Raw genomic sequence first — 25,045 nt, 5'->3', positions numbered from 1 at the left:
GTGAGGCTATGATAACGTGATAGGTAGATGAGCAAAATAGACCCCAACAAAACACTTCCACAAATTCACCAGCGACGCACCGTAGCCAAAAGTGGTTTATTCACCGTTGAGCAAATTGATCTAGAATTTTCTAATGGCGAATTACGCACATTCGAACGCATGGCGGGCGGTGGGCGCGGTGCCGTAATGATAGTACCTTTTATTAATGAGCATGAGTTTCTATTGGTTCGCGAATATGCTGCGGGTACGCACTCTTATCAGTTGGGTTTTCCCAAAGGTTTAATTGACCCTGGTGAAGAATCCCACGAAGCAGCCAATCGCGAATTAAAAGAGGAAGTCGGTTTCGGCGCACATACGCTACATTACTTACAAAACGTTAGCATGGCCCCCGCATTTTTTAACGCACGCATGGATATTTTCGTTGCCCAAGATTTGTATGAAAAGACGTTACCCGGCGATGAACCAGAGCCTTTAGACGTCATTACGTGGTCTATTAACGACCTCGATGGCCTATTAGCCCGTGAAGATTTCGTTGAAGCCCGCTGTATTACAGCTCTTTTTCTGGCCCAAAAGTGGTTAAAGGAACAATAATGCCTACCGACCAAATATCTGCATTACTCGACATCGCTAAAACCGCAGCCAAAGAAGCTGGCAAAGTGGTAATGGAAATCTATGACAGTGGTGACTTTAAAAGCTATCAGAAAGACGATGACTCACCCGTTACCTCTGCTGACTACAAGGCCAATGAAGTTATTTTGGCCATCTTGCAGCGCGAGACTCCGCATATCCCTATCATGTCAGAAGAATCAGAGAACGGTACACTAGCCGAGCGCAAAGATTGGCAACGTTATTGGTTAATTGATCCTATCGACGGTACCCAAGAGTTTATTGCCAGAAGCGGTGATTTTGCCGTAAATATCGCGCTAGTTGAAAACAACCAACCTATTATTGGCGTGATTTACTGGCCTCCAGGGGAGACGCTTTACTTTGCGTCAAAAGATAATGGGGCATTTAAAGAGAGCGAGTCAGAGAACAAACAGATATTTGTGCGCAAGTTTGACGACCCAGAAAACGATGCAGTGATGATTGCCATAAGCCGCCGCCAAGCGCGAGAAAATGTTATGCGCAGTATGAGCGACCATCGCACTTATCAAACCTATCCAACAGGCAGTTGTTCGCTAAAATCGTGCTTTATCGCAGAAGGTAAAGCAGATGTGTTCTTGCGCTTAGGCATTACTGGCGAGTGGGATACTGGCGCTTCTCAGTGTATCGTCAGTGAAGCAGGCGGCAGTATACTCGCGCACGACTTTTCTTCCTTGAGTTACAACGAACGTGATTCTGTTACCAACCCAGATTTTATCGTCATGGGTGACCAACGAGTAAATTGGCAAACCATAGTGAAATACACCACAGGAGATACCGAATGACCCTCACCAAAAATACCACGTTTGTGAAACTGGTCGCTTTTTCCAGCCTACTCGTATGTGCTAGCGCGTCTGCCGATTGGCAGCTTCTTAACAAAGATTCTCAGTTAAATTTCATTTCTACCAAGAATATTAAAGTCAGTGAAATTCATCATTTTTCTAATCTAAGCGGCTCACTGACCAGCGCAGGTGAACTAACGGTTGATATCGATTTATCATCAGTAGAAACCGGCATTGATATTCGTAACGCTCGTATGCGCGAAAAGCTGTTTATGATCGAAAACTTTCCTAAAGCAACGTTAACCGCTAGCCTGCCAAAAGAAATCGTCGCGTTTACTAAAGGCCAAGCCGGCACCTTCACTATCCCCGCCAAGTTGAGTGTACTAGGTCAACAGAGGGACGTTGAAGTGAACGTGCAAGTGACGAAAACCGATCACAATCGCTTTGTTGCGACCAGCGTGCAACCTGTCATGATTAGCGCAGGGGATTATGGCTTGCAAGACGGGATCGACTGGCTACAAAATGTTGCGGGCCTGTCTAGCATCAGCCCTAATGTACCGGTAACGTTCAACTTAACCTTCATCGAATTGATGTAATTAATCGCTACCGTTAATTGAGCCAATAAAAAACGCTTATTCTGTTTCCTCATCGATCAGCCCCAGCTGATCTTTGGGGATGATATTCACTGTTTCATGCAACTCTGAGTACACCAGCAACGCCTCACCCGATGCTAGCTGAGCCCGCACCTGTTCAACCTTATCCGTTAAGCTACAATCGGCTTCACCGTACTCAGTGCCTTCACGCAGCACAAACCCCTCAATCAGATTGCTTAACGCATCTGGGCTGACTTCATTAATGGGTATAATCATAAAACTATTTCGCTTTGCACTTAATCGCGCAAAATCTCCTGAAAGTATTGGTTTACACGCTTTTGCATCCAAATAACCGGGCGCCACGGCGTACCTTGCATGAACCCTACATGGCCCCCTTTAGCACTTAATTCAAGGCGCACCGAAGATGAAAGATCTTGTGCATTAGGCAACACGGTTTCGCTCATAAAGGGATCGTCTTTGGCGTGTATGATCAGCGTTGGTGTCGCGATGGTTTGCATAAAACTGATCGCGCTACATTTTTCGTAGTAATCGTCAGCACTATCGAAACCATGTAGCGGCGCAGTCACATGCTGGTCGAACTCTTTGAAGCTCTTGATGGTACGTGCCTTTACATCATCTATTTCAAGGTGGTCCGAGTAATCTATTGTGCGCATCTTATCGACAAGGTTATTAACCATACTTTTCAGTAAATACGACTGATACATGCGGGACATACCCTGATTAATACTGAGCGAACACTCCGCCAATTTAAATGGCGGCGAAATAGCGATACCAGCACGTAAAATGGTTTGCTGAGGTCGTTCACCTAACAGCTTTAATAACATGTTCGCGCCGAGAGAAAAGCCCATCGCCACTTTCGCAACGTTTGGGTAAAGCTCAGTCAGCCAGTTCAGCAAGTACCATGCATCTTGTGTCTCACCAGAGTGATAGGCTCTGGGTAGTGTATTGTGCTCACCACCACAGCCACGGAAATGCATCAATACCACCACATAACCTTGCTCAACTAAGTTCGCTGTCATGTCATTCGCATAATGGGATTTATTTGAGCCTTCTAACCCGTGAAAAACCACCACTAAACCATGGCTGCTATCGATGTTACCTCTATCACCTGCCCAAGCTAAATTCACGAAATCGCCATCGGGCAAAAGCAATCGCTCTTTATGCCAATGAACCTTTGAACGTCGCTGAAAAAAGCGTGGCCAAATAGTTTGGATATGGCGATTTTTCGCCCACCAAGGCGCGGCGAATGCGCTTTTTGCAATTTCCCCATGAGAGGGTTTTAATTCATCCGATTCAAGGTTTACTGGTGAATATAACGAAGAGGCAGGTTGAGGCATTGAGGCTTGTATGCATTCCAGTTTGCAAGGGCTATAGCGTCGAGTATACCAACTCCCTATCCACTTGTAAGCAGCACATTAATGCCCTTTGGAGTGACGCATCTAACGTAAAGCCTGAGAAACACAAAAGACATATTAAATTTTGACGTAAAAAAAAGCGCCTCAATTGAGACGCTTATTAGTTCTTCATTTACTAAAAAATATAGTTAACTGCGAAGCGTAACAACCCCGTATCTAATGAGTCATCAACGTCACTTGTATAAGAGCTAATATCAGCTTTTAAGGCAATATTCGTGTCATAATCATAACGTACACCTAGGGTCACCACATCATACTCATCAGCAACGGCTTGCTGTAAACCAACCACTGCAGCGGTCGCTGCGGGTTGCGCCGCTTCAGGTAAGGCTGCTACCTGATCTAAAAAACGTAGATCACCACGACCATCTAATTTCTCATAGGTTAGCGATGGAGTAAAAGCACCAAAACGCATACCAGCAGTCACATAAAACGCGGTATCTTCAGGTGAAAATGAATCTTCCACATCAATAGAGGTTATTTCACCACTTATAAACCAATCGTAAAAATCGGCTTCTAAGCCAAGACCTAAGAACACGCCACTGTCATCATCTAGTGCCAACTCATTAGCAAGTACTGGAGATATTTGCGCTAAAGCATTAGTAATGTTGTCTACATTATCCGCTTCCAAGGTGACGTTACCGCGACCAGCTACCACACGGGCTTTGAACCAATCACGTTGCACTTCAGCAGTACCAACAATGACATTCTTGCCTTCAACATCACCTAAGTCGTTATCACCACTAAAGGTACCCACGGCCAGTTGCAGATTGTATTCCCAATCACCTAGGTAATTTGCGTAATCAACACGCAGACCATCTAAGTTATTAAAAGGTACATCGTAAATAGAACGAGGGGTATTCACCCAATGGTATGAATAACCAACATCACGAGAAGCAGAATATTTAAAAAGCGGAAGACGTAATCGACCCGCTGAAATGCTCACGTGATCCGTGGCATTAAAAGTAAAGTAGGCCCACTCGAAGTCAGCGTCATAATCATCTTCGCCGCGCGCAATAATTTGGCCGGTGGCAGTCATTTTATCGTTTATGTCGCCGCTGACCTGCAAAGCGAATGAGCTTTCAGACTTAAACGAAAACGAATCATCGTAACCATACAGTGCATCATCACTGCTGGTAATCCCGCCGACTAAGTTCGCGAAACCGTTAATTCTTAATTCTGCATTTGCGGCACAACCAAATCCCAAAGATGTTAGCAATACCATTGTTTTACTTAAATTTCTCATTTTATGATCCTTGACTAGTTTAATGGAATTGCTTTTACAGATGCGTCAACTGAGCCACTGTCCACGTAACCAATGGCATTTGGATTAGCAGCTACAATAGCGATGACTTCACCATCGTTGGCTACTTCTTTGGGCGGGATACCCTTTCCGGTAAAAACTAGCTTTGACCAATAAGCGGATACTTGGGCAGAATTTCGACCAAGCGTGTCGTTATCAAAACTATTACGACTTGCAGTGCCTGCAGCTTGGTTAATTGGAGTGGCTTGTTCTCCAGAGGAAAATTTCTTCTCTTTTCCTAAAAAAATTCGTTGGGTGGTTTTTGCATCAATGCTAGCGCTATTAGATGGATGCACAATAATAACAACTTCAGCAAAAACTGAAGCGCTGCCTAATAACAAGGCCGCTGTTAGAGATATTTTTTTTATCGTGTGTTTCAACATGGTGTTCCCCGTAATTGGAGTGTATCGAAGGTAAATTTTCGGAGGGCGTAATGTATAGATCTTGTAACAAATAACCACCCTAAACCGGTATAAGTACGCACACTTAGGTATAAATTTTAATCCCTTAACGATAAATCCCTATGACTAAAAACATAGCATAAAATGGTAAATAAATAACACGTAGGAATAAAAATACATATCGCAGACAATACGTTAGGAGAGAAAAGGTAGGATGAGAGCGCAACAAAAAACGAGTTTTACGTCTTTAACTTCATAGAATGCTTATACCCTAAACAAGCACCAATCAATAAGAGTATTTAAAACAAAGACCGTGCTTACCGAGTTTTACCGCAGTAAGCACGATTTACTTTACACGGTTAGCGTCACTTTATTTAATCCTTGTGGCGAATCCGGATCACAACCCAATTGCAGGGATATGTCAGCAATATCAAGGTAGAAACGCTGCATGATCATTAATGCACCAAGCCTAGGGTGCACATCATCGGGAAATGGCTTCATACTCAGCACACTTGCCCCGCGCTGGGTTACGTCATCTATTTGTTGCTCGTGGGCGACCTGGGACTCATCGAGCAATCCTAAACTGAGCACTTTTAAAGGTTTTTGTGCCAATGCCACAGGGCCGTGCACAAACTCCGCACTAGAAAACGCCTCTGCTTGAATAGCACAAACTTCTTTTAATTTTAACGCCACCTCTTTAGCTATGGCGTAGCCAAAGCCACGGCCAAGTACAATGCACTTATCACATCCTGTGAACATATCACTGTGCAATTGCTTCGACCCCTCTATGGCAAGTCTTAAAGCCTTGGGAATTTCGCTTACTGCGGCCAACAGTTCTGGGTCTTTCTTACAATGCGCCACCAATTGAAGAAGGGCGCTTAAACACGCCAAATAGCTTTTTGTTGCCGCCACTGCCACTTCTTGCTCAACCCGTAAAGGAAGGAGCTGATCCACTAATTCAGCTAACGGAGAAGATTCATCATTCACTAAACCAATGCACAGCGCTCCAGCATCTTTCGCCATTTGCATATGCTGAAGAATATCTGGGCTGCGTCCTGATTGAGAAATACCGATAACCAACGCGTTATCAAGTTTGAGTTGTTTGTGAAACACAGTCACCACGGAAGGTGCGGCAGCCACCACGGGAATACCCAGCTCCACTTCAATCAGGTATTTAGCAAATACGCCAGCATGGTCTGACGAACCTCGCGCCACTATGTACACTACGCTTGGGTTAAGGAGTTGTATTTTCTGAGCAATACGCTCACAACTTTCGTGATTTAGCATAAGTTGCTTAGCTAACAGTTCAGAGGCTGATGCAGCCTCTCTTGCCATGATACTGGTCATTGGAGTCTCCGGAAAATCGTCAAAAAAAAGGTGGCGAATAGCGCCACCTTGTTAAATTACTAAATATCAAAAAGTGAAAATAAGCTCGCCGCCCTGCATCAAGTCACTGTGACTGATGGTGTTCATATTGACAGGCTGACCATTAAGTGTGGCTTCTTTTACATAGCCAGCCGTATCTTCAGCGGACTGCACACGCTTAATAGTGAAGACTTTATCGTCTGGCAGTTGGATCTGCACTGAATCAAACTGCGGGGTGCCTAGTACATACTGCCCATCGGCTGGGTTTAGTGGGTAGAACCCAAGTGCACTAAAGACATACCAAGCAGACATTTGTCCCACATCGTCATTACCCGATAATCCATCTGGGTTATCGCGATACATGGTCTCGCGGATCTCTTTTATGCGCTGTTCGCCTTTCCATTTTTGCGACGTCAGGGAATACATGTAAGGCACATGATGTACAGGCTCATTACCGTGGGCATACTGCCCAATCAAGCCAGAAATATCCGGTGATACATCTCCTTCCATAAAGGAATCAGTACTAAATAAGGTATCTAATTTATTTAGAAATGGCGCTTCACCGCCGAATAATGCCATCAAGCCATCAACATCGTGGGGCACAAACCAAGTGTACTGCCACGCATTCGCCTCGGTGTAATCAGTGGTGCGGTGATCTACATGGGTCGGGCTGAAGTTTTTCACCCATTCACCCTGTTGGGTTTTACCACGCATAAAGCCGGTTTGTTTATCGAACAAGGTTTTATAAGACTCAGCTCGTTGCGTGAAATAGGCATAGTCGGCGTTTTTATTAAGCGCTTTAGCCATGCGTGCAATTGCCCAGTCATCAAAAGCATATTCTAGGGTTTTCGATACGGCTTCTACTTCTAAGTCAGAGGGCACATAACCATACTCAGCAAACAGATCGATACCAAAACGCGTTTGCATCGCAGAGGCTTTCAACGCCTGAAATAACAATTCAGGGTCTACATCAGTCAACCCTTTAAAGTACGCATCCACTATCACTGGCACTGCGTGATAGCCGATCATCACATCAGTTTCATTGGCCATTAGATCCCACGAAGGCAATAAGCCGGTTTCGTCATAAAAGGCCATCATCGAGCTGACCATGTCATTGACGCGCTCACCGTTAGAAATGGTCAATAAAGGATGTAATGCGCGAAACGTATCCCACAGCGAGAACAAGGAGTAACGCTTGAATTGCTGACTATTGTGGGCGCTGCCGTCTGCACCGAAATAGCTGCCATTAACGTCATTAAATGTCTGGGGGGCTAAAAACGAATGATACAACGCGGTGTAGAACTTACGTTTTGCCTGCTCGTTATCATCAGTGACGTTAAACTTGCCTAATTGAGCCGCCCACAGTGCTTGTGCTTGCCGCTTGGTATTATCGAAATCAAAATCAGCGACTTCTGCTGCTAAGTTTTGCTTCGCCCCAGCAATACTCACGTAAGAAATACCTACTTTTGCCACCAAAGCCTTGTCAGCAATTTCACCGAAGTTAAGCACCACTTCGCTTTTTTCCGCATTGATGAACGGGCCGGCTAGCGCTTCGCCTTCTTTGTAAAACTGATGTGCAAAGGGTTGGTTAAACTTGGCAACAAAATACACAGGCTGGTAGTCACTCCAGCCGGTTGAAATGCGATAGCCAACTAAGGTGCTATCGTCTATCACACGCATAAAGGTGGCCACAGATTTATCGTAGTTCTGGGCATAGCCTAAATCGATTAATACTTTAGCGTCTTCTTGGCCTGAAAAGGTATAACGATGAACACCAGTGCGCTCGGTTGCCGTTAGCTCGGCGTTAACCTGCTCTTGAGGCAACCCCACTTGGTAGTATCCGGGCGAGGCACTTTCATCAGAATGTGAATACTCACTCACTACGTGCTTTAGTTCATTATCACGTCGAGTTTTGTAATCACCACGAAACGGCATCACAAGCACATCAAGCAAGTCACCGACACCAGTGCCAGATAAATGCGTATGGCTAAAACCAAGCAACTGGTTGTCACTGTAGTTATAACCGGAAGTCCAATCCCAGCCTTTAGAAGGATTGTCAGGGCTTAATTGCACCATACCGAAAGGTACCACTGCACCGGGAAACGTATGGCCGTGGCCGCCTGTGCCAATAAATGGGTCTGCGTATTGTAATAACTGCTCGTCAGCGACCTGGACGATTGTGGCCTGTGGCACTGAAGCTTGTTGCATGCTAGAAACTGAGCTTGTGGCACAACCAGCAAGGCTGCCCACAGCACATAGCGAGAATGCGCCCGCTAAAAATTGTTTTTTCATTATATTAATCACTCTTTTACGTAAACTTGTACTCAGTCAGGGAGTTTGTCTAACCAGTTCTTTTTTAAGATCCAACTGGTCACAACAATGACCCCAAAGGCTGCCAACATGGACCACCACTGCTGAATCACTAAATAAATCGGCATCACCACTAAGGCTATTTGCCACACGATACCGATAGCAACATTGAACATGTCACGAGAAAATTCTTTGTTTGGGGCAAAGCCAGGATCCAAGGCTATGACTTTGTCACGAATGGGCCCCCATGCCCCCCAAGGTTTCACCGTTCGATAAAACTCACATAACACCTCGTCTGATTCAGGGGGTGTCAGTAAAGTCCCTGCAATCGAGCCAACCAATCCGAATACCAGTAGCAGCGGAAATGCCATTAAGGGTTGCACATCGGGGAGCGCAATCGGTAACACCAGCGCCCCAATCAAACCTGCTAACATGCCCCAGAAATAACCATAGGCGTTGAATCGCCACCAATGCCATTTCAATAAGTTAGCCGCTGCATACCCACCAAATAAGGCAGCGAAGATCCACTGCATAATCGCGTTGATGCTACCTAGCATCAGGCCTAAGCCCATACCTAATACCACGAGTACAATAGACACTATGTAGCTCATACGCACATAGGTGCGACTGTCTGCATCTGGGCGTAAGTAACGACGATAGATATCATTCACAAAGTATGCGGGAGCAGCATTGACCGACGCTGCATATGTCGACATAAAGGCTGCGAGCAAACCAGCTATAAGCAAACCGGTTAAGCCTACAGGCACAAAATTATTGATGGCAAAGGGCAAAATCTGCTCAAAATCAAATTGCTTACCTTGGGCCTGAATGTCTGGGCCCATGTACACAATCGCCAAGATAGATAACCCTGCCACCATCATGTAACGAGGGAAAAACATTACCAAAGACACCAAGCCGCTCATTTTCGCCGCGTCTTTGGGACTTTTGGTGGCTAGAATACGTTGCATGTCATAGTTCGGCACTGGGCCGGCCATGCTAGATAGCACACCTTTAAATAGCATCATCATGATCATGAGCCCGAACAACTCAAGACCGTCCTCTTCCACTTTAACATTGACGCTATCAATCAAGCCTTGCCAGTTAAGGTCTAATCGCCAATCGAAAAACAGCTGATCCCAACCGTGAGGCGTGGCAGCAGCCAGTTGCTCTGGTGACACCATATACATGGCAATGATCCCCACAGAAACAGCCGCAATCGTCATAATCACAAACTGCAAAATCTCAGTGAAGACCACGCTGTACATCCCCCCTTTGACCACGTAAATCGTGGTGATCGAGAAGATAATCAACGCATAAATGTCTGGTGATAATTCCCACGGGAAGAAGATCGCGGCAAACTTGCCTATGCCTTTAAAGGCGTACGCAATAAAGCCTATCGCACTGACCAAGGCAAATATCACTACCACCATTTGACTCATTTCTGCGCCTTTACCAGTGCCAAAGCGCGTTTCCATCCACTGGGCCCCTGTCATCACGTTTGAACGACGTAACCATATGGACAAATAAATCATCAAAAATATTTGGTTGAATATCGGCCATATCCAAGGCAACCACGCGCTCTTCAAACCGTAGACGAAGCACATAGACACCAACCACATGGTGCCCGCGATATCGAACATACCCGAGGCATTTGACACCCCAAGCGCCCACCAGGGTATGGTTTTGCCCCCTAAGAAGTAGGAGTCCATGTCACGGCTAGCACGCCGTGAAATGTACAAACCGATCATTAACACCAGTACTAAATAACCAATGATAACGAGTATATCTATCCAACTTAAAATCATCGCTATAACCCAGCTATATTACGTTGCTCATTGCTTAATGAAGCAAAACTATCAAGTAGCGATTGCCAGCTTACCTTAGCCCCAAGACGCTCAATATCGTGTTGCTCCAGGCCCGGCAGCGCAAGGTGAATCGAGACGTCGATTCCGGGGATCAGATCAAAAAAGTTATCACTAAAATTGCCGACTTGCTCACCAGCACTGACATACAACTGACGAACGAAAGTGTCGCTGCTAAACGTCAGCGTTAAACACTCAGGCGTAACAACCTGTTCGCACTGTATATCAGCAGCTTGCAAGGCCAAGTCCTTGTTGGCTACAAAAAAGTGACTATTTTGGCTAAGCACTCGGCCATCTTGATGCATTAAGCGCGCAACTAACACAGAACTATTGGGCTGAGCTTGAGAAACAAGTTCTGACATAGCAAGCGAAGTAAGCGACAAAGACGCATTAGCCGGCACAAGCACATCTTGCTCATGGGAATACACCACCAACCCATCGAAGTCATAAACCTGAATGTGTAATTGAGCGGAACAAGGCTGTAAATCATCAGAAATCAAGGTGACCTCAAGCTGATCATTCACTTGGTCAACCACCAATAATTGTTGGGCAAAGCTGCGTTTCGCTTGATAGTGCAGCGCCTTCCAACGACCGTAATAATCGATACCAGACCATGACGCAGCCGGCCAAGTATCATTCAATTGCCAATACAGGGTTCCCATGCAAAATGGCATGGCTTTGCGATGCGCCTCAAACGCCATTTTTAATCCAAGGGCTTGTTGAACTTGGCTTAAATACAATAACTGATCGAAATCTTTCGGCGCATTGAACTCTTCATCCATATAGCTACGGATAAGCTTATTGCCACGCGGGTGCTTTTGATGCACCTGCATCACGGCTGATTCAAGTTCGCGATCTTCAGGCCGGGTAAACGTGTGGGTTGATTCAGCAATAGGAAACGACTGAAAACCGTATTCACTCATAAAGCGTGGCACACGCTTTTTATATTCACTGAACGGCTCTTCACCGTGCCATACGCCCCAGTAGTGATGATTAGCTTTGTTGTCTTCGTCATTTTCCCAAAAACCTATGGGTGAAGAACGCAAATAAAAGCGCTGCGCATCAAGGGCATTGATAACCTTGGGTAAGCAGTTATCGAACAAACGTATGTAATCTTGTTTTAGTCGCCCGTACAGCTCATCAGAATAGCCAAACTTTTCAGCCCACTGCCATTTTTCGATGGCCATATCGACTTCGTTGTTGCCACACCACATAGCGATACACGGGTGGTTACGCAAACGTTTAACGTTATATTCTGCTTCTTGTTTCACATTTGCTAGAAAGGCGTCATCTGCTGGGTATAAAGTGCAGGCAAACATAAAGTCTTGCCAAATCAAAATGCCGTTGCGATCCGCTAGTTCGTAAAAAGCGTCGTCTTGATAAATGCCGCCGCCCCACACTCGCAACATATTCATATTGCCTGCCACCACGGCATCAAACACTTGCTCATGTCGCTGGGTATTAACTCGATGAATAAAACTGTCATCCGGAATGTAGTTCGCGCCTTTCATAAAGACGGGGTGACCGTTTACTTTGAAATAGAATGACTCCCCCATTTCATCAGCTTGGTTTACCACTTCTATTTCCCGCAGCCCCACTGCTTGCTCGCGACGGGCGATAACCTGCTTATCCTTGACTAACTCAAAGCTAAAGTCATATAAAAATGCTTCCCCCAACCCATTAGGCCACCAGCGCTTAGGATCGGTAAGCGTGAAGTTAACCAGCGTGCTTTGCTCGTTAGCCTGGGCCGTTAAACGCACATCTAAGGTTTGATTCAACTGCGGAGCCTGTTCGCACTTCACCACTAGTTGGGCATCAAAATCTGTCATCGCGCTAACGTCTAACGCAAAATGAAAATCGGCGCGCTGTGCTGACAACGCCTGCTGTACAAAATGTACGTCTTTGATTTCAGCACTGTCGATAAACGCTAAATAAATGTCGCGCCAAATGCCAGACGTCACGAACTTCGGCCCCCAATCCCAACCAAAATGGCAAGGCGCTTTGCGACAAAAGACACTGAGCTTCTCGTCACTTTTGTCGTTTTCCGCTGGGTAGGTAAAACCGTTCGCTATAAATTGCGGATACACTTCATTCATGGGTGAGCGAAAACGAATTTCCACGTCATTTTCACCTTCTACTAGCAAAGACTTACAAGCAAGGTGTTGACCCACAAACATATTTTGCCCGCTAGCGAGATGCTGCCCATTGAGATAAATATCACAAAACGTATCGAGCCCTAGAGCGACTAGATTAACTTCGCTGTGGGCCAATTGTGCTGCTGATACATTAAACGAACGGCGATAATGCCAGTCCTTTTTCTCAATCCACTGCAAATGGGATTCGTTGTCTCGGTCAAACGGATCGTCTATTAAATTGTGGGCTAGCAAGTCAGTAAAATTACACCCTGGAACCTCTGCATTTCGCCAGTCTTGCTTATCGGCTTGGCAAAACTGCCATGTTCCAGTTAGGGGTAATGTCTTCATTTGTGTCATATATTCTTCGTTAATCATAAAAACCAATGTTGTAAAGTGGGCTGTCGAGTCGAGTGCGGGGCCGCCCAATGAGTCATCCCCACGATGAAATTATTACTGTGTAAAACGCTGCTTGGTAAGAGTCGAGCTAAGTGTCATTAACACCATGATATAACTGTCGAACAGGGTCTTCATGTACCACCCCGTCGATAAGAGCAGACGAATAAGCGTGAAAAGAATAATGATAATGTTGCTCCATCTGCTGGCCTATAGACTGCGCTATTAATTTAGCGCTTACGGGAGCAATACCACCGCCAATCACTATCTCAATTTGCCCCTTAGCTAGGGCCAAGTAATGTGCTATTTGTGCGCTATGCTGCTGCGCAGTATCGTGACTCCCCCAGTCACAACCTGAGGTGAGAATACGTTGCACGCCTAGCTCAATAAGGGTGTCAATGGCTTGCGCTGGTTCAGCCAAGGCATCAAATGCACGATGAAATGTCACCTGCAAATTAGCCTTATTAGCCACCGCAATTAGTCGAGTTAACGCGCCCTGATCCAGCTTGTTATCTGGTGTGAGCGCGCCGAGCACCACCCCTTGCATGCCAGCTTGTGCAGCGAGAGCGATGTCCTGCTGCATTTGCAGTATTTCACCCTCGTCATAACAAAAATCCCCACCACGAGGGCGGATCATTGCCAGCAAGATTAACTCCCCTTGGGCCGCTGCCCTAGCTTGCTGCATGGCATTCATACTAGGCGTGAGTCCCTGATGTTCCATATGGCTGCAAAGCTCTACCCGCGCTGCTTTCCCTCTATGTGCGGCACGAATTTGCTGGGCAACATGCGCCAGGTCATCACAAGGTAGGCAAATTTCGATATCAATCATTAATGGATCGCCAATTGCCCTAAATTCACATTCACATTCACATTCACATTTTCCTCGCTCGTACCGTCACTAAACAACATACCGAGTTGAGTAATAGACTGCTTTGCGAGCGCACTAAGTGATACTTCATAGGAGCGCCAATCTTGTTGAGTGCCATTTGGGGTAATCGCGTCTAACGCGAACATATGTCGCTTACCGTCAGCAGTTTCCACATACAATGACAGGGCACTGGCATCGCCTTTTAGGGTTAGCGTCGCTGTGTTGTTTTTGCCCAGTACCAAATGAGTCTGGTACAAAGGAATGCGTGTTTCTTGCGCGCTAAGCGAGCCTGTGAAGACCAAAGAGCTGCCACCAGAAAACACCTCTTCAAAGTCATACGCTACCGTCATTGACGGGTTGCCATACACGGCAAATTGCCAAGTGGGCAGCAGATCCTGCTTGCTCATATCAGTCCAGCCACTTAACACTTGCTGGCCGTTTTCGATCAGTTTTTTACCCTGGCCAGTATTAAAATACGTTTCGAACGGTAACGAATTCACAGTGGTTTTTGCCGGTACGTAGCGTCCTATGCCCGGCCAACCATTAAGATCATTATTGGCAAGGTTTAAATCATCCCCCACAAACAAGCGTTGCTCGGTTTGGTAAAACCGTAGCGAGTCTTGGGGATCGTCTTTAAATTGGCTAAAAATAGGTGTATGAGGTTCGCCACTGAAATTAAAATTGAAGTTCGGTGCGAATAGCGCAATGGAGGTTGGCCCTTGCTCGGTATCACTATCAAATAGATCCTCTAACCACTGGGTCTTACTAAAAGCGCGCTGTGCATTGCGACTTGGCCATAAATCAGCGCCAAAATATAAGTCGTAGCCAGAACGCCCCAACGCTTGGGCAAGCGAGACAGAGCGTTCGACCATGGCTTTGTTCCACCAGTAATTCATAAACATGGCATCGGCACTGGATACACCCTGGTGTAAAAACGCTTGGTTCTTCTCATTCAACTGGTTTTGCCAGCGCACTTCACCGTTTTCCAGCATGGAGTCATACCAATGGATCTCCATTCCTTGGGGGGCAATAGCCGTTAAATACTGCATAAACGCCAACATTTTCTGGCCAAGTTCTGCACCGCGACGAGCATCTTTTTGCCCTTCGACTAATTCATTTTCTGCATCTTTAATGGCGGTCAAGTTAGTTTCTTGGTTCATTAGCCAACCGTCAAAACCATAATATTGGGCGATATCGACAAGTCTATGGGCCATAATAAATCGCCCCTGAGCATCCTGTTTGAGCAAAGCTTCTGCGGTATCGGGACTGCCGCCATATTTAGCGATGGCTAAGAAAATCGAGCCGATAACCTTGACGCCATTTCGATGCGCGGTGTCAACCCAAGGCCGAGCAGGTATTTGCACCACATGATCAGCCGTACCGGCAAACCAGTTCAGCACATCGATTTGCGACCAGTGAGTAAAGTTATACAAATTAAATGTGGCTTGAGTATCGAGGTAATTTGCAAAGTTGTTCATGCCGTCAGGCGCGTAGAGCACCTTAACTTGCGTATCTAAATTTGCTCTACTGGGGTCTAACTGTGCACCAAAACGTCTAGCTAACGGCTGTTTAGAGATATTCTGTGCAGAGGTAAAATCACTTTGTGCAGTCCAGTTCATGGCTTGCTCAAGGGTTAATGCAAATGGCGCTTGATTAGCTCGAATATCATTGCTTTGTGCCAGACAAAAAAATGCGGTGCACAGCAATAAGCCACACAGAGTTTTGAGCATCATGCGCCTTCCCCTAATAGGTTTTTGCCATCTATAAGGTGCTCACCACCGGCATCTTTAACCGCGTAATTAAAACCCGGTTGAATGCAATAAGCACCGTACTCACCAGCCTTGTTCAGGGCCAAAAAGCCCACTTGAAATTCGGCGAAGTTGTCCAAACGGGTGGCTATTCGCTCCACTGCTTTTTGACAGGCTTCTTGAGGTGAAGCGCCTTGGCGCATCAGCTCAACCACTAGATGACAGCCCACGGTTTTCATCATCAGCTCACCCATGCCCGTGGCTGTGGCAGCACCGACTTCGTTATCCACATATAAACCGGCGCCGATAATGGGTGAATCCCCCACTCGTCCTGGTAATTTGAAGGCTGCGCCACTTGTGGTACAGGCCCCGCTTAAGTTACCCGACGCATCCAGCGCTAACATGCCGATGGTGTCGTGGTTTTCAATGTTAATTTGTTTTTTCTGCTGACCCGACTGACGCCACGCCAGCCAATCTTGTTTAGACTGTTCGGTAAGTAAATTCTGCTCAGCAAAACCTTGCTCTACAGCGAATTTCTTAGCCCCTGCTCCCACTAACATTACGTGGGGCGTATTTTCCATTACTTTGCGCGCAACCGAGATAGGATGCAGGATGTCTTGCAGGTAAGCCACAGAGCCACAATTCATGTTTTCATCCATGATGCAGGCGTCAAGCGTCACATTACCTTCACTGTCAGGGTATCCGCCCAAACCAACCGTTCTAACCAAAGGGTCAGCCTCTGGCACACGCACGCCTTGCTCAACAGCATCCAATGCGCGGCCATTTTTGTTGAGAACATCCCACGCCACTTTATTTGCCGCGATACCATGCTCCCAGGTAGATATCACTATAGGTTTATTGGCTTTTTCTGCCCTAGCGAAAGCAGTTTTGCTGCTCGCGGCGAAAGCACTCGCGATACTGCTTACTAATGATAATTTTAAGAACCTTCTGCGCGTGGCTGTCATACGCTATCCCCTTTGTTGCGCTTGCACATAAGTATGCTGTTTATTGATTTGGGTTATGTTGTTTGGCCAGTAACATGGCGCCATATTCTGCTGAGGCTTTGCCGGGCACTATGGCTTGATTCACCGTCGCCTCTAGGCGACTTTGTAAGCGCAGAGCAACACTGCCGACCAAAACGACCTCTTCGACCCCTAAATCATTGAGACGCAAAATAACCCGCTGCAAAAATTCAGTGGCTTGCTCGATAAGGCCTTTTGCCAGTAAGTCACCTTGTTCAGCGTGTTCAAACACCAGCGGTGCGTATGTGGCAAATTCTGTGGAGGTGCCCTGATTAAGTCGTGTAGCCAAAGACATAATATCTTCGTTTTTGGTCATGCCAGCGATGAGGCTAGTGTGCGGACCAATACCGTCATGTGCGAGCAACACAGCTTCAACGGCTTGCAACCCAAGCCATGAACCGCTGCCTTTTGCATTAATAGGAAAGCCGTAACCACCGATAGAGTGCATTGCCCCATCCACCATACCTAACGCACTAAAGCCGGTGCCCAGAATAATGACTCCGCCGTTTTGCCCTTGATGCATACCCGTTACCGCGGCATGCAAATCTGTGGTGCAATAGAATGAATGAAAAGGGTGCTGCCACTGCTCCATGGCCTCTTGAAGGCTGGGTAAATGCAAACCTGCTACTCCTGCCCCAACACACAATTGATTAAAACCAACATGAGGCAAAGACGCTGCACTCAGGGCAGATTCTGCAGCTTGAACTATGGCATTTTGGGCGATTTCTAGCCCATTTACAGGGTTGCTTGGTCCACTTATTCCTGTGGTGAGTAATTGTTGATCATGGCTGTACAGAGACGCTTTGCATTGTGTGCCACCTGCATCAATTCCAAGATAATAGTATTCAGCCATAGTGATTATTTTCTTTTAAGCGTGGTCTATGTGGAACAACAAAAGCCCACTATCAGAGATAGCGGGCTTTCACCTAGGCTCTGTGCTTATTCAGCTGGGCCGATTAACTCGATTTCTGCAATTTGCATTAAATTGCTGTCACCTTTGTTTTTGCTGATATTGATACGATAGCTCGAGTAAGCAAAGCCGTTACGCATTTCGAACAGTTTGCGCTCAAATCGAGCATCAAAGCTTTCGCCTATCCACGATTCGACTTCGTCCCACGTGGCACCACCGTCATTTGAGCCCAAAACCGTAAAGTTCTCAGGATCACGCTCTGGTGAGTCGTTGGCACTGGTGATCGCAATGCTGTTAACGATACGTGGTGCGACGAAATCAAGCTGCACCCACGCTGGGTCTTCAGCACTGGGCACGCCACCGTTGTCTAACCATTTGGTTTGCGTATCATCGTCAAAGGCCATCGTTTCGGCTTCGTTGTCGCTAATGCGTGCCCGACCGGTTATTGTGGTACCTGCATCAGACGAAATATCAACCGAAGCAACCTGTGGCCCAATAAGCTCTATTTCAGCGATTTGCATTAAGCTGGTATCGCCTTTGTTTTTGGTAATGTTAAAGCGATAAAAGCTAAAGCCAACATCATTGGAAAACGCATATTGCTTACGCTCGAAGCGCTCATCAAAGCTCTCACCTAACCAACTGGCTAGCTCGGTCCAATTTTCATTGTCGTTTGATGCCCAAACCGCAAAGTTCTCTGGGTCACGCTCTGGGGCATCATTGGCGCTGGTTAGAGCCAATGTGTTCACAGCTGCGGCTTCAGGCAAGGCAATCACGACCCAAGACGGCTCTTCTACCGACGGAACACCGCCGTTATCTAGCCATTTGGTTTGCGTATCGTTATCAAACGCCATAGTACCTGCTTCACCGTCACTGATGCGCGCGCGCTCAGTATAGGTTACGTCTGGGCCGTGACTGTGTTGAACACTTGGCATTTCAGGACCAATCAACTCAATTTCTGCCAGTTGCATTAAACTGGTATCGCCTTTATTTTTAGTGATATTCAGTCTGTAGCTGCTGTACGCCAGTGCATTGCTCGCACTGAACAACTTACGCTCGAAACGCTCGTCGAATGACTCACCAAGCCAATCGCCGATCACCGTCCAAGTCGTTCCACCATCATTTGAGCCCACTAAAGTAAAGTTCTCTGGGTCGCGTTCTGGTGCATCATTGGCACTGGTAATGCCAAGCACGTTAACAGCAACCGCTTCTGGGAAGTCCACTTGCACCCAAGAAGGGTCTTCAATTGAAGGAACACCACCGTTATCTAACCATTTGGTTTGTGTGTCGTTATCAAACGCCATGGTTTCTGCTTCACCATCACTGATACGTGCACGGCCACTGATCGCACCTGTACCGACAGGGTCTGTGTGATCTGTACTCGCGTAAATGGGCCCAACCAGCTGAATTTCAGCCAATTGCATTAAGCTAGTGTCACCTTTATTTTTAGTGATGTTCAGACGATAAAACGAATACGCTAAACCGTTAGAGAACGAAAATTCTTTACGTTCAAAACGCTCATCGAAAGATTCACCTAAAAAGCTTGCCACCGTGACCCAGTTTTCGCCGTCATTAGACGCCAGTAAATCGAAGTTTTCAGGGTCGCGTTCTGGCGCATCATTGGCACTGGTAATGAACACACTGCTCACCGCATGGGCCTGGGCAAACTCAACCTGAACCCAAGCTGGGTCTTCAACAGAAGGCACACCGCCATTATCTAACCATTTGGTTTGCGCGTCTTTATCAAACGCCATGGTTTCCGCTTCGCCGTCACTGATGCGCGCACGCCCTGTGATAGTGGCACCCGCTAAGTTTTCAGTTGTGGTCACTTCTTGAACTGGGCCGCTGCTATCATTAGAAAGTGCAAACGATAAGCCAAGGTCAATCACGCTGTCGGCTGAAACCCCTAATTCAGACAAGAAAGGCACTGCGCTAACTGAAGCAAGCAAACGCTCCCTGATAGGCGTAAGGGCTGTTGTGTCACCCTCGATAGCCGTGGTAATAGCGGTATTAACCGCATCAAACTGCTCGTTAAAGCTTTCGGTTGCTGTGATGTTCGCAAATGCCGCATTGGCCAAGGATAAAGTGATAATAGCTGGAGATGCCAATACGTCCGTACACTCATCCATGGTCACTTCATTACCTTGCGCATCTGTTGAGGTCACAGGAGCACAATCTTCACCCATCACAAAGTTGTCGTAAGACTCTGCACTAATCAGGGCGGTTTCAAACAAGTTTACTCCTGATGTCGCCACACCCAATGCGCGAAGCGCCAACTCAGATGCGATAACGGCTTGGGAATCAAACAAGACTTGTTGAGTGATATTCGCGCCGCCTGCAACGGCACTTTCCACTATCGGCGTGGCAATAGTAGTCAATGCATTTGCGTGAAAGGGCAGGCTGCTGCTGTTTGCAGCTGAACCGTAAGGCACGTTCACAAAAGATAAAGAGTTAAGCACTGTCCCTGTTAGCGGCTCGCCACTTAGTTCTTGGCCTAAAGCTACCCCAGCGCAATCAATAGCATCACACATCATGCTGGTGGCATCGGTTGCTGTTACGGTTAATTTAAATGGACTGTTGATGCCAAACCCAAGGTCGCTTTGAACGACTACGTTGACAGCTCCCGATGCATCAGTTAATTCACCATTGATAATAGTGATGGGTGAATTGTTCATCTGTTCAACACTGATTTGAGCGCTATCTAAGCGACCTTTAACTGCCTCACCGGCAAGGGTCGCCTCTGTGGTAACACGCGTGTCTACTGCATCACTTGGGTTGGGATCATCGGCACTGCCGCCACAACCGTACAAGGTGCTCATTGCCATCAGCATGGCCACTGTGGTTTTATTCATTTTGAGCTTTTTCATTATTATTCCTCTATTCAATCTGTCTTTTACGTTTCCATTTAACCGACTCTTACGAGCCGGTCTGACGCATTAAAATCTGTAATTGACGCCTGCAAAGAAGCGACGCCCGCTGTACGAATTAGTTAAGAAGCGTACTTTGGTGTCATCCCCTAAATGGACGTAATCTTCTGATTTAGTCAGATTGATAACCGAGGCGCTCAAGGTGATATCTTCGTTTATGTTATAGCTGGCGTTTACGTCAACTTGATCATAGGTATCGCTATAACGGTTGATGTCCCAATCTTCGGCCAGTACTCCAATTGTTGGGCCTCTGCGGTTATATGAAACGCGAAGGCTGTAATCGTCATTCTCATAAAAGGCCGAGAAGTTACCCTGATATTTTGAGCTGCCCGTTAATGGCGATTCACCCACTAGGCGGCCATCAGCCTCAACGGTAGCGGCGCTGGTGATATTGCGTGTGTAGTTACCCGATACCCCAAAGCCGTTTTCAAAGAAATGCTGGAATGAGAACTCAACCCCTTTAGACTCCGCATCAGTGCCGTTGGCCGCGGTGTCGAAATCACGTACCAATATGTCTCCACCAACATTGACCGTACCACCACCTGACTCGACCAAGGTAAACGTTTGATCAGGAACACTGCTGTTCACATCTAACGTGAATGGCACAACGAAATTATCAATATTCTTTAAGAACACAGCCAAGCTGACGCCCGAGCCTTCCCCGTAGTAGTACTCTAGTGATAAGTCGTATTGCACTGATTCAAGAGGACGTAGCGATGAATTACCGCCGCTGCCTGTCCAGCCTTCACTGTCACGAAGGGGATCATAATCTGGGCGATCGCTAGAATCTGCTTCCCACTCACTTGAGTTGTAGGTCAATGTTTGGAATTGGCCTAAATCAGCATAATCAGGGCGTGATAACACTTTCGCTGCTGCGCCGCGCAATACCCAATCATCGTTGATATCCCAGGCGATGTTAAAGCTAGGCAGTACGTGGCTGTATGAATTTTCTTTGGGGTTAACAATCACGTCGCGCACAATACCGTTAACTTGGGCAACGTCATCTCCGTCAAGATTGACGCGGTCTAAGCGAAACTCCAAACGATCACTGGCGGTGTTGGTGTTAACTGTGTCTACAAAGCGTACGCCAAAGTTACCGCGGAAATTTTCCCAACGATAATCAGCTTGCACGTAAGCGACTTTAACCTCTTCCTCTACGTCATAGACAAAGTCGGGTTCAAAACGGGTGTAACGTTGGAAATTGGTCTCTAACTCATTTTGATATTTGTTCCAGTTCACAACCGGGAACAAGTTCGTATTAATTGACCCACCTAAGTTTCCTAAAGGCTGGTCAGCAATCACAGTAGTAAGCAGCGGAATACCGCCATTACGTGAGTAATCATCATCCAGCGTGATCCCGCCAGGTCGTGCTTCACCTGCTGCGATATCAAAATCTTTGTCTAAGTAGTAGGTATTGCGTGTGTCACGATGAATAGAGCCTTTACGATACTTCACACCAAAGCGCAGCGTTTCAACTATGCCCCAGTCAACAAACCAATCCGTATCAATCTGGGCGTAATCTTCTTCTTGAGTCCCGCCAACAAAGCTTGAATCAGTGGCGCCTATATCCGCTTCACCACCTTCACCTGCCTTTAAGCGATTAAACATTTCTGGATCAATATTAGTGACTAGATTTTCGTTTTCAAAACGCCAGCCCCAATAATCTGCAGTACTACCAGAATAATATGCGGCACGGTACTTTTCAGTCGGCCCACCTTCAGCTTCAGTATGACCAGCAACAAATTTCACATTAAAGTCGCCGCCTTCGTATTCCATGAAAAAGTCGAACGTGTCAGACGTAGACTCTTCAACCACGTACTCGCCGTTCATGCGGGGAATTTGTGTATCTAACGCTTCTCCTGAAACGCCTCTGGCGTAGTCAATACCTGTGACGTATTGCGCTTCTGCATCAACGTACACGTCCGTCCAAAATTGGTTGGTATCATGCCACTCAGGGTATTCAAGTTGATGTAAAACCGAATCTAAGCCGAGTTTGAATTGAAAGTAGTTGAAGCCAACTTCTAAATTGTCAGTGGGGCGCCACTGCGCAGTAAACTGCACACCCGTGCGCTCGCGATCTTCTTCTAATACTTCTTGAACTAAACTTTGGCGCGCATAACCTTGGGCACCGCCTTCAATTTCTTGACCGTTGCGACGCTCGGTATACAAAAAGTTTTGATTGATGATATTAACTCGAGAAGTCTGAGTACGGTTGGTTCTGTCTTGCTGTGTAAAGCCCACCAAGAAACCAAAGTCTTCTTCGTCAGTCTTCCAAGAATAGATACCACTTAGCTGAGGCTCGTAGGAATCTGTAATATCTGCATAAGTGTATTCGAGACTAACTACGCCCGAATTTTTATCCATGTCTAGCGGTTTACGGCTATGTACTATGACCGTACCGCCGATACCGCCTTCATCGAGGCGGGCTTCAGACGATTTAAATAACTCGACCTTACCGACTAAGTTTGAAGGCAGTAACTCGTAAGAGAACGAGCGAGACGGGTTACCAGAAGAGGCTGCAATAAAGTTACCGTTTAATTGGGTAAACGTCAGGCTAGGCGATAAACCACGTATGCTCACACTTGAACCTTCGCCGCCGTTGCGCTGAATAACAACACCAGGTACACGCTGCAAAGAATCCGCAACGTTTTTATCTGGGAACTTACCGATATCTTCTGCCGTGATGGCATCCACTACCGCGTTCGACAATCGCTTGATTGCTAAATTTTCTGCAGCTGAAGCACGAATACCACGTACTTGAATGACCTCAGTTTCTGCATCGCTGCCACTGGGCTCTTGGTTTGTCTGCTGTGCTAACGCGTACGAAGGTACAAGACCCATTGCACACACAACCGCAAAATTCAGCATTGATTTACCGAATATTTTGTCACTGGTGTTGTTCATATGTGTTTTCCTAATCGCCATCGGATATTTCCGTTTAACCAAATGTAACCGTGAACATGTGTCACAGCCCACTTTAGTAACCGCTTATTTTTTCTTTGTTTTATGCTTTTTACAGAACACTGAATTAGTAATTTCCTACCCAATAAAATGTAATCGATTACAATTTACCGGAAAAATATAGAGCCACTCTTATAACAAGTCAACAACTTAAGCTAAAAAATATACAAAAAATTAACAAGGTAAAATAAAAACAATCTTTTTTGATGGTCTTTGTTTTACACGAAAATCACTTTAAAATAGGAGCGGGGCCGCTACTTTCACGCTCAAGCAATTGAAAAGGAAGCATTTCGCTACTGCGAGTCAACGGAACCCCATTAATTACATCACTGAGGATCTCCATTCCTCTGCGACCCATTTCATAAGCGGGTTGATCAATAGTTGTTAACGGGGGGTTCATAAAAGCAGCCACTTTTACGTTATCAAATCCCACCACGGAAATATCTTCTGGTACTCGTAGTCCTTGGCGGTGAATTTCGTGCATGGCACCAATCGCTATATCATCGTTAAAGCAGATAACCGCGCTGGGTCGATTAGGTTTTTCTAATAATTGGCGCATACCTTCTATGCCATTTTCAATGCTATAGCTTTGCCCAACTATCATGTCTTCGTCAAACTCAATATCCTCTTCAGCTAAGACACTGCGCAGCCCGTAGAGACGATCTTTATGAATTTGGCTAACCACTTGGCCCACAATAACAGCGAACTTGGTATGTCCATAACTGACTAAGTGATGGGCTAAGGCGCGGCTAGCGGCATAGTTATCAAGCGCCACGACTGGGTATTTTTTATCAGAGTGAATACGTTCACAAACACTGACCATAGGAATAGTTTCAGCTAATTTGGCATCATCTTCAGTAAAGGGAAATGAATGATCGAGTTGAATTAAGCCATCAGCCCTATTGGTCAATACCATAGAAGCATAATCACTTTCGCGCTTACTCTCCCCTTGGGTATCGCACAGCAACACGGTAAAACCACGTTCTTGGGCGGCCTGCTCAATGCCGCCAATGATGCGCATAAAGAAGGGGTTTATCAGATTAGGAACTAAAACAACGATAGTATTTGTGCGCCCAGTTTTAACACTGGTCGCTAACCAGCTTGGCCTATAACCCGCTTCACGAACGGCTTTCATCACCTTTTCTTTGGTTCGAGCGGTGACCATATCTGGCATTTTAAGTGTGCGTGATACTGTTGCGGTTGATACGCCTGCAAGCTCACTTACTTTTTTAATATTCGTCATTTACGACTTCCGAAAGTCAGGCCCCATTATGGCCTTGGTTAGTTAATTGCACCGTTAGAGCAATAGCTTAGGTAAAGTAAATACCTGAATATGTAAATAATATCAATCTTGTGACGAAAGTAATTACTGTAATCGATAACAAAACAACGG

General features: G+C 46.3%; 18 protein-coding genes. 3 read left to right on the top strand and 15 right to left on the bottom strand.

The window, feature by feature from the left end; genetic code table 11:
* The first annotated feature begins 27 nt into the window (after positions 1-27).
* From nudE to AC0L6N_RS20840, 3 genes are read left to right on the top strand one after another with little or no spacing between them, the layout of a single operon-like run.
* Entirely contained in the window at positions 28-591 is a 564-nt protein-coding gene (gene nudE, locus AC0L6N_RS20850) for an ADP compounds hydrolase NudE (protein ID WP_011573076.1), read from the top strand.
* The gene (gene cysQ / locus AC0L6N_RS20845; RefSeq protein WP_473477419.1) at positions 591-1,427 is read left to right on the top strand and encodes a 3'(2'),5'-bisphosphate nucleotidase CysQ; all 837 of its coding nucleotides are present in this window, start codon (positions 591-593) and stop codon (positions 1,425-1,427) included. The genes nudE and cysQ overlap by 1 nt, the downstream gene beginning before the upstream one ends.
* Entirely contained in the window at positions 1,424-2,020 is a 597-nt protein-coding gene (locus AC0L6N_RS20840; RefSeq protein ID WP_473477417.1) for a YceI family protein, read from the top strand. Before cysQ ends, AC0L6N_RS20840 begins: the two co-directional genes overlap by 4 nt.
* Positions 2,021-2,056: 36 nt before the next feature.
* Here AC0L6N_RS20840 and AC0L6N_RS20835 read toward each other — a convergent pair whose 3' ends face one another.
* From AC0L6N_RS20835 to AC0L6N_RS20765, 15 genes are all read right to left on the bottom strand, one after another.
* The gene (locus AC0L6N_RS20835; RefSeq protein WP_011573073.1) at positions 2,057-2,293 is read right to left on the bottom strand and encodes a YheU family protein; all 237 of its coding nucleotides are present in this window, start codon (positions 2,291-2,293) and stop codon (positions 2,057-2,059) included.
* Between the two features lie 20 nt (positions 2,294-2,313).
* Entirely contained in the window at positions 2,314-3,375 is a 1,062-nt protein-coding gene (locus tag AC0L6N_RS20830; protein WP_473477414.1) for a hydrolase, read from the bottom strand.
* Between the two features lie 193 nt (positions 3,376-3,568).
* Complete coding sequence (locus tag AC0L6N_RS20825; protein ID WP_473477412.1) at positions 3,569-4,696, bottom strand: topoisomerase IV; 1,128 nt, start codon at positions 4,694-4,696, stop codon at positions 3,569-3,571.
* Between the two features lie 14 nt (positions 4,697-4,710).
* Complete coding sequence (locus tag AC0L6N_RS20820; protein WP_473477410.1) at positions 4,711-5,136, bottom strand: type 2 periplasmic-binding domain-containing protein; 426 nt, start codon at positions 5,134-5,136, stop codon at positions 4,711-4,713.
* Positions 5,137-5,505: 369 nt separating this feature from the next.
* Complete coding sequence (gene nagB-II / locus AC0L6N_RS20815; RefSeq protein ID WP_473477408.1) at positions 5,506-6,501, bottom strand: glucosamine-6-phosphate deaminase NagB-II; 996 nt, start codon at positions 6,499-6,501, stop codon at positions 5,506-5,508.
* 66 nt (positions 6,502-6,567) lie between these two features.
* Positions 6,568-8,811 (bottom strand): GH92 family glycosyl hydrolase, encoded by a 2,244-nt coding sequence (locus AC0L6N_RS20810; RefSeq protein WP_473477407.1) that lies wholly within the window; start codon positions 8,809-8,811, stop codon positions 6,568-6,570.
* A 32-nt stretch (positions 8,812-8,843) separates the two neighbouring features.
* Positions 8,844-10,634: a sodium:solute symporter family protein gene (locus AC0L6N_RS20805; protein ID WP_011573067.1), complete on the bottom strand. Its 1,791-nt coding sequence runs from the start codon at positions 10,632-10,634 to the stop codon at positions 8,844-8,846.
* Between the two features lie 2 nt (positions 10,635-10,636).
* The gene (locus AC0L6N_RS20800; RefSeq protein ID WP_473477405.1) at positions 10,637-13,201 is read right to left on the bottom strand and encodes a beta-mannosidase; all 2,565 of its coding nucleotides are present in this window, start codon (positions 13,199-13,201) and stop codon (positions 10,637-10,639) included.
* 109 nt (positions 13,202-13,310) lie between these two features.
* Positions 13,311-14,048, bottom strand: coding sequence for a copper homeostasis protein CutC (locus AC0L6N_RS20795; protein ID WP_473477403.1), 738 nt, complete (start codon positions 14,046-14,048; stop codon positions 13,311-13,313).
* Complete coding sequence (locus AC0L6N_RS20790) at positions 14,048-15,817, bottom strand: endo-beta-N-acetylglucosaminidase (RefSeq protein WP_473481401.1); 1,770 nt, start codon at positions 15,815-15,817, stop codon at positions 14,048-14,050. Before AC0L6N_RS20790 ends, AC0L6N_RS20795 begins: the two co-directional genes overlap by 1 nt.
* Entirely contained in the window at positions 15,817-16,800 is a 984-nt protein-coding gene (locus tag AC0L6N_RS20785; protein WP_473477401.1) for a glycosylasparaginase, read from the bottom strand. The genes AC0L6N_RS20790 and AC0L6N_RS20785 overlap by 1 nt, the downstream gene beginning before the upstream one ends.
* Before the next feature lie 40 nt (positions 16,801-16,840).
* Entirely contained in the window at positions 16,841-17,710 is an 870-nt protein-coding gene (locus tag AC0L6N_RS20780; protein ID WP_473477399.1) for a glucosamine kinase nucleotide-binding domain-containing protein, read from the bottom strand.
* 86 nt (positions 17,711-17,796) lie between these two features.
* Positions 17,797-20,631 carry a discoidin domain-containing protein gene (locus tag AC0L6N_RS20775; RefSeq protein WP_473477397.1) on the bottom strand — a complete coding sequence of 945 codons (2,835 nt, stop codon included), beginning with the start codon at positions 20,629-20,631 and terminating at the stop codon, positions 17,797-17,799.
* A 69-nt stretch (positions 20,632-20,700) separates the two neighbouring features.
* The gene (locus AC0L6N_RS20770; RefSeq protein ID WP_473477396.1) at positions 20,701-23,595 is read right to left on the bottom strand and encodes a TonB-dependent receptor; all 2,895 of its coding nucleotides are present in this window, start codon (positions 23,593-23,595) and stop codon (positions 20,701-20,703) included.
* 286 nt (positions 23,596-23,881) lie between these two features.
* Positions 23,882-24,895 (bottom strand): LacI family DNA-binding transcriptional regulator, encoded by a 1,014-nt coding sequence (locus tag AC0L6N_RS20765; RefSeq protein ID WP_473477394.1) that lies wholly within the window; start codon positions 24,893-24,895, stop codon positions 23,882-23,884.
* Positions 24,896-25,045: the final 150 nt, after the last annotated feature.

This window comes from Paraglaciecola sp. G1-13 (assembly GCF_055809255.1).
Note: the sequence above shows the minus strand (reverse complement) of the source record. Positions and strands in the feature narration are given on the sequence as shown.

What these genes read in the sequence shown, in the direction of transcription:
- nudE (WP_011573076.1), top strand. Translation starts at nt 28, where the DNA reads ATGAGCAAAATAGACCCCAACAAAACACTTCCACAAATTCACCAGCGA.
- cysQ (WP_473477419.1), top strand. Translation starts at nt 591, where the DNA reads ATGCCTACCGACCAAATATCTGCATTACTCGACATCGCTAAAACCGCA.
- AC0L6N_RS20840 (WP_473477417.1), top strand. Translation starts at nt 1,424, where the DNA reads ATGACCCTCACCAAAAATACCACGTTTGTGAAACTGGTCGCTTTTTCC.
- AC0L6N_RS20835 (WP_011573073.1), bottom strand. Translation starts at nt 2,293, where the DNA reads ATGATTATACCCATTAATGAAGTCAGCCCAGATGCGTTAAGCAATCTG.
- AC0L6N_RS20830 (WP_473477414.1), bottom strand. Translation starts at nt 3,375, where the DNA reads ATGCCTCAACCTGCCTCTTCGTTATATTCACCAGTAAACCTTGAATCG.
- AC0L6N_RS20825 (WP_473477412.1), bottom strand. Translation starts at nt 4,696, where the DNA reads ATGAGAAATTTAAGTAAAACAATGGTATTGCTAACATCTTTGGGATTT.
- AC0L6N_RS20820 (WP_473477410.1), bottom strand. Translation starts at nt 5,136, where the DNA reads ATGTTGAAACACACGATAAAAAAAATATCTCTAACAGCGGCCTTGTTA.
- nagB-II (WP_473477408.1), bottom strand. Translation starts at nt 6,501, where the DNA reads ATGACCAGTATCATGGCAAGAGAGGCTGCATCAGCCTCTGAACTGTTA.
- AC0L6N_RS20810 (WP_473477407.1), bottom strand. Translation starts at nt 8,811, where the DNA reads ATGAAAAAACAATTTTTAGCGGGCGCATTCTCGCTATGTGCTGTGGGC.
- AC0L6N_RS20805 (WP_011573067.1), bottom strand. Translation starts at nt 10,634, where the DNA reads ATGATTTTAAGTTGGATAGATATACTCGTTATCATTGGTTATTTAGTA.
- AC0L6N_RS20800 (WP_473477405.1), bottom strand. Translation starts at nt 13,201, where the DNA reads ATGATTAACGAAGAATATATGACACAAATGAAGACATTACCCCTAACT.
- AC0L6N_RS20795 (WP_473477403.1), bottom strand. Translation starts at nt 14,048, where the DNA reads ATGATTGATATCGAAATTTGCCTACCTTGTGATGACCTGGCGCATGTT.
- AC0L6N_RS20790 (WP_473481401.1), bottom strand. Translation starts at nt 15,817, where the DNA reads ATGCTCAAAACTCTGTGTGGCTTATTGCTGTGCACCGCATTTTTTTGT.
- AC0L6N_RS20785 (WP_473477401.1), bottom strand. Translation starts at nt 16,800, where the DNA reads ATGACAGCCACGCGCAGAAGGTTCTTAAAATTATCATTAGTAAGCAGT.
- AC0L6N_RS20780 (WP_473477399.1), bottom strand. Translation starts at nt 17,710, where the DNA reads ATGGCTGAATACTATTATCTTGGAATTGATGCAGGTGGCACACAATGC.
- AC0L6N_RS20775 (WP_473477397.1), bottom strand. Translation starts at nt 20,631, where the DNA reads ATGAAAAAGCTCAAAATGAATAAAACCACAGTGGCCATGCTGATGGCA.
- AC0L6N_RS20770 (WP_473477396.1), bottom strand. Translation starts at nt 23,595, where the DNA reads ATGAACAACACCAGTGACAAAATATTCGGTAAATCAATGCTGAATTTT.
- AC0L6N_RS20765 (WP_473477394.1), bottom strand. Translation starts at nt 24,895, where the DNA reads ATGACGAATATTAAAAAAGTAAGTGAGCTTGCAGGCGTATCAACCGCA.